Annotated in this window: 8 protein-coding genes; all 8 read right to left on the reverse strand. The window is 63.6% G+C overall.

What is annotated here, in order from left to right; genetic code table 11:
* Window positions 1-95: 95 nt before the first annotated feature.
* Window positions 96-2,282, reverse strand: a complete 2,187-nt coding sequence (locus FNU79_RS18295) for a glycoside hydrolase family 3 protein (RefSeq protein ID WP_143722235.1) — start codon at window positions 2,280-2,282, stop codon at window positions 96-98.
* Between the two features lie 96 nt (window positions 2,283-2,378).
* Window positions 2,379-3,773, reverse strand: a complete 1,395-nt coding sequence (locus FNU79_RS18300) for a GH1 family beta-glucosidase (RefSeq protein WP_143722236.1) — start codon at window positions 3,771-3,773, stop codon at window positions 2,379-2,381.
* 43 nt (window positions 3,774-3,816) lie between these two features.
* Window positions 3,817-4,692 carry a carbohydrate ABC transporter permease gene (locus tag FNU79_RS18305; protein WP_143722237.1) on the reverse strand — a complete coding sequence of 292 codons (876 nt, stop codon included), beginning with the start codon at window positions 4,690-4,692 and terminating at the stop codon, window positions 3,817-3,819.
* Window positions 4,689-5,681 (reverse strand): carbohydrate ABC transporter permease, encoded by a 993-nt coding sequence (locus FNU79_RS18310; RefSeq protein WP_143722238.1) that lies wholly within the window; start codon window positions 5,679-5,681, stop codon window positions 4,689-4,691. The genes FNU79_RS18305 and FNU79_RS18310 overlap by 4 nt, the downstream gene beginning before the upstream one ends.
* A 146-nt stretch (window positions 5,682-5,827) precedes the next feature.
* The gene (locus FNU79_RS18315; protein WP_143722239.1) at window positions 5,828-7,078 is read right to left on the reverse strand and encodes an ABC transporter substrate-binding protein; all 1,251 of its coding nucleotides are present in this window, start codon (window positions 7,076-7,078) and stop codon (window positions 5,828-5,830) included.
* A gap of 119 nt (window positions 7,079-7,197) precedes the next feature.
* On the reverse strand, window positions 7,198-8,235 hold the full coding sequence (locus FNU79_RS18320; RefSeq protein ID WP_225430175.1) for a LacI family DNA-binding transcriptional regulator: 1,038 nt from the start codon (window positions 8,233-8,235) through the stop codon (window positions 7,198-7,200).
* Window positions 8,236-8,378: 143 nt separating this feature from the next.
* On the reverse strand, window positions 8,379-9,713 hold the full coding sequence (locus FNU79_RS18325) for a sensor histidine kinase (RefSeq protein ID WP_143722240.1): 1,335 nt from the start codon (window positions 9,711-9,713) through the stop codon (window positions 8,379-8,381).
* Window positions 9,713-9,882: winged helix-turn-helix domain-containing protein (locus FNU79_RS18330; RefSeq protein ID WP_143722241.1), on the reverse strand; the 170-nt coding region annotated here is incomplete at its 5' end. The genes FNU79_RS18330 and FNU79_RS18325, both read right to left, overlap by 1 nt.

Raw genomic sequence — 9,882 nt, forward strand, 5'->3', positions numbered from 1 at the left:
GAGGTGGCCGGGACTCCATCCTGGCCACCTCGTTGCCTGAAATGCCTCACCTGCACAGCACTATTCAGTGGGCCTTGAATATCCCCAAAGTACAGCTAAAAGGTAAGGGCGGCCTGCTTGCCGTCCACCTCAAAGCGGTATTCGCCCTGTAGCACGCTTCCCGTGACCGGCCCGAAAACGTCCCCAGTAAAAGCTTCCAGCCGCTCGGCAGGCACCGTCAGGCTGAGCGTGCGCGACTCGCCCGGCTTGAGTACGGCCCGAACCACGCCCACTGGACGCTTGACCGCTTCCAGGTTTCCGGTGGGCGGCAAGCTGGTGCGGACAATGAAGGTGCCGGTGCCCGTTTTCTCGCCGACGTTTTTGAGCGTCACGCTGACACTCACGCCTCCGGGCACAGTGCTGGCCGTCACGGCCGAGGTGGCGAAGCGGGTGTAGTCCAGCCCAAAACCCAGTGGATACAGCGGCAGCGGCGCTTCACCCGCGCCTTCCGGGGGGCGGTCGGCGCTCAGCCCCGCCTCGCCGAGACTGCCGGGCCAAGTGAACGGCAAGCGGCCAGCGAATCCGGCGCGGCCATACAGCGCGTCGGCCAGCGCTGCGCCGCCTTCACTGCCGGGCAGATAAGCCATCACCAAAGCCGCGAGGCGGTTGCGCAGGTCTTCGGGCAGCAGGATCGGGCGGCCTGCCACCAGCACCAGCACCACCGGCTTACCCGTGCCCAGCACATCGCGCAGCAGTTGAATCTGGCTGTCCGGCAGCGCCAAATTGGGATTGTTGGCCTGACTCTCGGCGGCGGGGGCTTCCCCCAGCGCCAGCACGATCTTGTCGGCGTTGGCGGCGGCTTTGAGCAGCGCTCCCCGTTTGCCGTCGGGCAGGGCGCTGACGCTGACGCCCGCCGGGGCCGAGGCTTTGAGGGCCGCCGCCAGCGTGCTGACTTTCGGCACATAGGTCACGTTGCCCCTGCCGACGCCCTGCCAGTTGACGCTCCAGCCGCCGAGCTGAATGGCCGCGCTGTCCATCGCCGGGCCAGTCACCAGCACCCGGCCTCTGGTCAGCGGCAAGGCGGAGCTGTCGTTCTCCAGCAGCGTCAGGGTCGCCGCCGCCGCCCGCTTGGCCAGCGCCCGGTGGTCGGCCAGCACGCCGCTGCCAGCGGGCCGGGCGTCCATCAAATTCAGCTCAGCCTTGAAGGTCAGCATCCTGAGCGCCGCTTCGTCCAACCGCGCCTGCGTGATGAGCTGGCCCTGCACCGCTTCTTTCAGCGCCGCCGCGTACTTTTCTACGTCGTAGGGCACCATATAGAGATCAATTCCAGCGTTGACGCTGTCGGCGGCGGCCCTCACCAGATCGGCGTGGGTCTTGTAGACCGTGATCAACCGGTCGATATCGTTCCAGTCGCTGACCACCAGCCCCCCGAACCCCAGCTCGCCGCGCAGTACATCGGTCAGCAGGGTGCGCGAGGCGTGAACCGGCAGGCCGTTGACGCTGCCGCTGTTGGCCATCACCGCCATCGCCCCGGCCCGAATTCCAGCTTTGAATGGGGGCAGATACAGTTCGTGGAGGGCACGCAAACTGATCTCGGCGTCGGCCCTGTCGCGGCCTAGACTCGGTGAGCCGTAGCCCACGAAATGCTTGAGGGTGGCGGCCACTCCGCCCGCCTGCAAGCCCAGCACGTCGGCGGTGATCTGATCGGCCACCAGCCAAGGCGACTCGCCAAAAGTCTCGTAAAAGCGTCCCCAGCGTGGATCGCGGCCCAAATCGGCCACCGGACTGAAATCCCAGTCCATATTCATGGCCCGCATGTCCTGAGCGGTGGCGAGGGCAATTTCTCTGGTCAGCGCCGGATCGAACGCCGCGCCCAGCCCCAAGTTGTGTGGGTAGAGGGTCGCGCCCGCGACGTTGCCCACCCCGTGAACCGAGTCGGTGCCGAAGACAGCGGGCACGCCGCCGGGCAAATGCTGGCGGCCCAGTTCTTCCAAGCTGCGCAGGGTGTCGGCCCAGCCGAGGGGCTTGTTGGGCTGCGGGGTGTCGCCGCCGCCGTTGAGGATCGCGCCGGGCAGCAACTGAGCAAAGCTGCTGCCTGCGCTAGCAGCCACAGGCCCGCTGCGCCCGCCCTCCAGAAAGCGGAAAAAGTGGGCCATGCTGACCTGCCCGATCTTCTCGTCGAGGGTCATTTTGGCCATCACCACGCGGGCGCGGGTTTCGGCCTCGGTTCGGGTCAGCGTGGGGACGGCCTGAGCGCTGGCCACAGGGGTTAAAAGGAGGGCAACGGTCAATAGACGCTTCATTCAGTCTCCAGATTCTCGGCCCGGCGAGGCTCAGCCCGCCACAGTGTTTACCGCTGGTGGGTTGCCATTCCTTAGGGCCGTGTTCGGCGGGGTCGGTTAAGTGGGCTGGCTCTGCTGGGCGTGGGCCAGAAAATCCCGGTACCACCTTCCCGACGCCTTGAGGGTTCGCGCCTGCGTCTCAAAGTCCACATGGACGATCCCGAAGCGCTTGTCATACCCCTCGGCCCACTCAAAGTTGTCCATTAGCGACCAAGCGAAGTACCCGGCCATTTTCGCGCCGCCGGTGATGGCCGCTCCCAGGGCAGCGAGGTGCTGCTGGAAGTAGCGGGTACGGGCCGCGTCATGCACGGTGCCGTCCGGCGATACGTGGTCTGGATAAGTCGCGCCGTTTTCGGTGATGTAGATGGCGGCGGGGTTGTAGTCGCGCTGCAACCTGAGCATCAAATCGGTTAAGCTCTGCGGAGCCACTTCCCAGTCAAAGCCGGTGTATTCGCTGCCCTCTACCCTAAGCTGCTTGACGCTGAGAAAGCCCCCTCCGTCCGGCGCGTCCTCGACCACGCTGCGCGAGTACATGTTGACGCCCAGAAAGTCAGACGGGCTGCTGATGGTTTCCAAGTCGCCGGGCAGCACCAAACCCTGTGCCTGCGGGCTGGCCGCGCCCAGAAGGTCCACGGTGTCCTGCGGATAGCCGCGCCCGAACACTGGGCCGAGATACCAGCGGTTGGCAAAGCCGTCTTGCCGGTGGGCCGCCGCCTCATCAGCGGGTGAGCCGCTGGCCGGATACGCCGCCGCCAGATTGAGGGTGATGCCCACCTGAGCGTCCGGCACGCTCGCCCGCACCGCTTGAACGCCCAGGCCGTGCGCCAGCAGCAAGTGGTGTGAAGCGGCAAAACTCTCGGCCAGATCGGTGTGGCCCGGCGCGTGAACGCCGACGCCGTAGCCCAAAAAGGCCGCCACCCAGGGTTCGTTGATGGTGATCCAGTGCTTGACCCTGTCGCCGAGTTCGGCGGCCACCACCGCCGCGTAGTCACCGAAAGCCAGCGCGGTATCTCTCTCAGGCCAGCCGCCTTTGTCCTGCAAAACCTGTGGCAAGTCCCAGTGATAGAGCGTCAGCCAAGGTGTGATGCCCCGCGCCAGTAGGCCGTCCACCAAGCGCGAATAAAAGTCCAGTCCGGCCCGGTTTGTGGCCCCGCGCCCACCGGGGATGATGCGCGGCCAAGCCACGCTGAAGCGGTAGGCGTTGACATTCAGCGAGGCAATTAAATCGAGGTCGCTGTCTAAGCGGTGATAGTGGTCACAGGCCACGTCGCCGTTTTCGCCGTTCATGACTTTGCCGGGCGTAGCGCAAAAGGTGTCCCAGATGCTGGACGACCTGCCGCCCTCGTGGGCTGCGCCCTCAATTTGATACGAGGACGTGGCAACCCCGAAGACAAAGTCGGGCGGGAAGTTCTGGCGGATGAGGCGGGTGGTGTCAGGTAAAGTTAGGGTCATGGTTCTCCAGAAGTGAAGACAGGGATGAGGAGGGGAGGGGAGGTTAGCCTTTCAGCGCTCCGCTGGTCAGGCCGTCGATGAGGCGGCGTGAGGCGAAGGCGAAGATGATCAGCAGCGGCACCACCGTCAGGGCCACGCCGCACATCAGCGCTCCCCAGTCGGTGTTGGCGATGCCTTGCAAGGTGCGCAGGGCCAGCGGCGCGGTGTAGGTCTCGGCGCTGCGGAAGATGATCAGCGGGCCCAAAAAGCCGTTCCACGACTGCACGAAGGTCACCAGACCGAGGGTCGCCATCGCCGGGCCGGTCAGCGGCACGATGACTTTGCGAAAGGTCGTGAATTCGGTGGCCCCGTCGATGCGGGCGGCCTCGACCAGTTCACGCGGAATGGCGCTCCCGATGTACTGGCGCATCAAAAAGATGCCGAAGGCGTTGGCCATGCTGGGAATCCACAGCGCTCTGGGGGTGTCGATCCAGCCCAGCGCCTGCATGATCAGGGCGTAGGGCACGATGTTGAGGGTCGACGGAATCAGCAGGGTCGCCAGCAGCAGCCCGAATAGCCAACCCTTGCCCTTGAATTCGTACATGGCAAAGGCGTAGCCGCCCAGCGTGCAGAAAAACAGGGTGGTCGCGGTGGTCAGCACCGCCAGATACAAGCTGTTCCAGAGGTTGCGCCAGAACGGCATGCGTGAGAGCAGGCTTTCGTAGTTGTTGGTCAGGTCGTGGCCGAACCAGACGGGCGGCGGCAGCGAGAAGATCTCTTGGCGCGGGTGGGTGGCGAAAACGAACATGAAGTAGAAGGGAGCCAGCGTCAGCAGGCCGCCGAGAACGAGCAGCAGAATGGAACCGGCGCGGCTGAGTGGGCGCTTGCCGCTGATGCTGCGGGGCGTCGTGCGCGGCGCGGCCAGGGGAGTGGAGGTCATTTGGCCGCCTTGCTGTCGCTCATGCCGCTGCGTCCGAAGAGGCGGTTGTTGACCAGGGTGAGCAGGCCGATCACGATAAAGAGCAGCCAGGCCATCGCGGCGGCCAGTCCAGCGTCGCTGTAAGCGTTGTAGGTTCTAAACATATACATGATGGTGGTCAGTCCTGCCTGCCCGACGCCGCCGCCGCCGTTGGTGAGAATGTACGGTTCTTCGAATAGCTGAAAGCCGCCGATGAGGCTCAGGGTCACGGCCAGGAACATAGTGGGGCGCAGCAGCGGCAAGGTGATGAACCGGAACTGCTGGGCTCGGGTCGCGCCGTCCACCGAAGCTGCTTCGTAGAGGTCGCCAGGAATGGCTTGCAGGCCTGACAAGTACAGCAGCATGTTCCAGCCCACGTAGCGCCAGACGATCACCATGGCAATCGACGGCTGCACGAAGGCGCGTTCGCCCAGCCAGTTGATCTTGTCAGCAGGAAACAGCACACCCAGGATGGGAATGTGGTGCAGGCTGTTGAGCGCCGCGTTGAGCACGCCGTACTGCCAGCTAAACAGCGTGAAGAAGATCACCGAGATGGCGACCACCGAGGTGATGTACGGCAAAAAGTAGATGGCCGTAATCAGGGACTGGGCTTTTTTGAGGCCCATATTGATGGCAAAGGCCAGCGGAATGGCGATCAGGTGCTGCGGCAGGCCGCTTTCCACCGCCAAAATTGTGGTGTTTTTCAGTGACAGCCAGAAGGTGGGATCGGTGAGGTTGTCGGTGAAGTTGCGCAGGCCCACGAACTTCATGTCGCCCAGGCCGCTGCCGGGTTGCCACTCATGCACCGAGAGGTAGCCGTTGAAGATGATAGGGAAGAGGCCGAAGGCAAAAAACAACAAGAAGAAGGGGCTGATAAAGATATAAGGGGCGTATTTACGCTGAAAGTTATCCCAGCCGCCGATTTTAGGAATGGGCGGCTGAGGCGTCAGCTTGGCGGGGGGAGCGGTCATGGTAAAGCCTCCTTCAGTACGGCCATCAAGCACAAACCCGTCAGCACAAATTGGTCAGCACAGCTCAGCTAGCACAGCAAAGCGAGCAAACAAAAACTGAGCGCGGGCACCCCTTGCCAGACACGCTCAGCTTTGAGTGAGGCTGTTTAGCGGGCGCGGCGCTCGACGAGGCGCTGGGCGTCGGCCAAAGCGGTGGGGATGTCCTTGCTGCCGTCGAGCACGCTACCCAGCGCGTCGCCGACGATCTGGTCGGCAATGGGGTCGAGCTTGTTGACGTCCAGCGGCTGAATCTTGGTCGCCGCCGTGCGCCACAGCAAGCGGGCTTTCTGGTTGCCCAGGTACACCACGCCTTGGTTGAACACCGCGTCGGTCTGGCCGGCCTTGAGCGCCGGGAAAGCTCCGGTGGTCTTGAACGCCAGCACCTGCTGGGCCGGGTTGGTGGTCAGGTACTGAAGCAGCTTCCAGGCGGCGTCTTTGTTGGTGCTCTGGGCGGGAATGCCGTAGAACGAGCCGCCCCAGCTGGCAAAGGTGTTGCCGGGAAGATTCTGGGCGTTCCACTTGCCGCTGAAGTCCTTGGCCAGCCAGTTTTGCATGTGCCCGACCAGCCACGCACCCGAGAACTCGGTGGCGAGGTTGCCTTTCTGGAAGGCGGTGGTCCACTCCGGCGAGAAGGCTGCGCCGGCCTTGGCGTCGAGCTTGGCGTCGCGGATTTGCTTGGCCACCGTGAAGGCCTTGACGAAGCGGGCGTTGTCGGGGCTGACCAGCACCTTGTTGTTCTTGTCGAAGTACAGGCCTTCGCCGGCCTTGAGGCCAGTGCGCAAAATGATCTGGGCCGCTTCGGAGGCGTCGGGAATCAGGAAGGTGCCGGGGTTAGCGGCCACCACTTTCTTGCCGTTGGTGATGTACGACTCCCAGCTGGCGTTGAGCTGCGCAGGCTTGACGCCAGCCTTGGCCAGCAGATCGGTGCGGAAGAACATCGAGCCGGGGCCGATGTCGGTGGGAATGGCGACGATGCGCCCGTCCTGTGTAGTGCTCTGCGGGAAGGTGAAGCTGACGAACTTGGAGGCGAGCGCTCCAGCGTTGTAGGGGGCCTTGCTGAGGTCGATCATACCGTTGCCTTCAGCGAACTTGGCGACGTAGCCGAAGTCGATGGCTTCGAGGTCGTTGGCTCCCTTGCCGGTCGAGAGCGCGGTGGTCAGCGCGTTGTGGTGATCGGCGTAGGCCAGCGAGTTGATCTTGACGTCGATGTCGGGGTAGAGCTTGTTGAAGCCCGGCAGGGCGGCCTTGAGCACGCTGTCAAGGTCGGGAAACACGCCGACGGTGACGGTGGTCTTCTGAGCGGCGGCGAGGGTGCCCGAAAGTAGGGCCGTCAGAACGAGCAAGCGTTTAATCTTCATGGTAAAACCTCCGAGAACAGGAATTCTAAAAAACTAAGGAAGGCGGCGGTGGGTGCGCTGCGGACAGTGTTGCTCAGAAACGAATGCTGCCCAAGAGTCAACCCAGGAGCGTCCGACTGTCACGCGCCTCCTGGGGGCGAAGCGGCCCTGACTGGCCCAGTGGACTCGCGCACGACGAGCTGCGGAAGGTGAATGGGCAAAGACGGGGTTTTTGAAGCCAGCAGTTGCAGCACGGCCTCGGCAGCCTGCTCTCCAAGTTCACTGACCGATTGACGCACGGTGGTCAGCGGTGGGGTGGTGTATTTGGCGGCAAACAGATCATCAAATCCGGTCAGCGAGAGGTCTTCAGGCACCCGCACGCCCCGGCGGTACAGCGTCAGCCGCGCTCCAAAAGCCATCTGATCGTTGGCACAGCACAAAGCCGTAAACGCGTGGCCTCCTTCCAGAAGGGTCGCGGCGGCCTGTTCGCCGCTGACCTCGGTGTAATCGCCGCGCAGCATCAGCTCAGGAACAACCGTCAGCCCGGCGTCCCGCATTCCGGTTTCAAAGCCTTCCCGGCGCTCGAAAGCGTCGTGCTGCTCCTCTGGCCCGCCGATATAAGCGATGCGGCGGTGGCCGAGCGCGGCCAGGTGCTCTACGACTTGCCGCATCCCGGCTTGGTTGTCGGTCATCAGGCAGCGCTCAGCGAGGCTGTCCAGACTGCGGCCCACCACCACCAGCGGCAGCCGCTCGGCGGCCCGGTTCAGCGCCGCGTCTTCGATGACGCCGCCCAGCACGATCAGGGCGTCTACTCGGCGGCGCAGCAACAAATTGAGGGCTTCGCGCTCTTGTTCGGCGTCCCAGTGACCGCTGACCGCCAGCAGATGGTAGGGTGTGCCCACCAAGCCGCGTTCGATGCCTGCCAGCGTTTCGCCGTAAAAGGGACTGGAGAGGTTTTGGGTCAGCACACCCACCGAGAAGCTGCGTCCACCTGCGAGGGCTTGGGCCTGCGCGTTGGGCGCAAACTCAAGCTTGTGAATAGCCGCTTCAACCCGCGCCCGCTTGTCGGAAGCGACTTTGGCGCTGCCGTTGAGGATGCGCGAGACGGTGCTGGGCGAAACGCCCGCTTCTCTCGCGACCTCGACCAGCGTCACCGTTTGTGTTGTTGAGGCCGTCACGACATGATCTCCTTGGCAGCCGCAGTGGCCTGCCGGTAACACGACATCCGAACTTTATTTGGTGAACGGTTCTACATTAGGCGTTCTTGAAAGCGCTGTCAAGCTTTCAGCCGCCTTGCTCAAAAGTCTCATCTCGGAGCAGATCAGTGCGGCGTTTTGGTTTGGTCAGCGGTCTGCTGAGCGGCGGCAAACTGCACCTGAACGCTAAACTGTTCTGAAGACCACTGCGGCTGCACCCGCGCGTTCCAGCGCTGGGTCAGAGCTGAGACCAACGCCAGTCCCAAGCCACTGCCCGGCGTGCTTTGGACTCCGCTGCCACGCTCAAACGGTTGCAGCAAGCGGGCCCAGTCCTCTTGCTTTGGCCCCGCGCCCCCACTCCTGACGGTGCAACTTTGCTGCTCTACGCGCACGTCAACCACCTCACCTGTACCGTACTTGAGGGCATTTTCCATCAAATTCATCAGCACCCGTTGCAGGCCGTCCGGTTCGGCTTCTATCCAGCTTTCGCTGAGCGATAAGTGAATGCGCTTGCTTGCACGCTGGGCCGCGTCGCTGAGTTGCTCGGTAGCTGCGATCACGCCAGCGGCCAACTCGACCGGCTCCAGTTGCACGGGGGCGTCGCTGCGGGCCAGCGCCAGCAGGCTTTCCGACAAAGTCATCAGGGCGTCTACCCGGCCTTGCATACCTGCCAGCGCTTTTTGGTAGGCGGCAGCGTCGCGGGGGCGCTCCAACGTGAGTTCCAAGCGGCCTTTGAGTACGGTCAGTGGCGTGCGGAGTTCGTGGGCGGCGATGCGGGCAAACTGTTTTTCGCGCTCGATGGTGTGCTCCAACTGGTCGAGCATGGCGTTGACGGTGTTGGTCAGGCGGGCCATTTCGTCGTGGCCCGCTAGAGCCGGAACGCGCTCACGGTAATCGCCGCGCCCAGCAATGGCCGCCGCCGTGCGGGCCACCGCGTCCACTGGCCTCAGTGCCCGGTCAGCCAGAGAGTAACCAGCGGCGCAGGCCACCCCAATCATCAGCACGCTGCCGACCAGCAGAATGCGGGCCAGCGTTTCGAGCAAGTGGCTCAGGGTGTCGCTGGGCCGTGAAATTCGCAGGTATAGACCGCTGCCGACGTCTTGAGTAAAGACCCGCTGCTCCTCGAAGCTGACAAACCCGAGCGCAAAGGGCGGTGAAGTGTCTTCGTCGCGTCCCACGCTGGCCAGCAGTCGGCCCGACGCCGAAAGCAACTCAATACTCAGATCACTGCTGGCTTTGAGTTGGGGCGCAAAAAACGAGCGACCTTTTTGGGTTTCTACGCTGGCTCGCGCGACGGTGGCGGTTTCCCGCAGCGTCTGATCGAGCGAAGCGGTCAGCGACGAACGGGCCGTGAAATACACGCCCACCGCGCCGAGCAAGATGGTGAGGGCAAACACTAGTGCGTAGCCCAGCGTGAGTTTGAGGCGCAGGCTCCAAGACTGCAATCCCCAGCGGCCCATCAAGTGGTGCCGCGCCCGAGGCGGTAGCCGGTACCGCGAATGGTGTCGATGAGGGTGTCGTGGGTTTTGCAGCGCAGGGTGCTGACATACACGTCAATCACTTTATGCTCCACGCTTCCCTCGCCGCGCCACAGCCGCTCAATAATCTCGTCCCTTCCAAACGCCCGGC

Origin of the sequence: Deinococcus detaillensis, assembly GCF_007280555.1 — a bacterium.
Lineage (GTDB): Bacteria > Deinococcota > Deinococci > Deinococcales > Deinococcaceae > Deinococcus > Deinococcus detaillensis.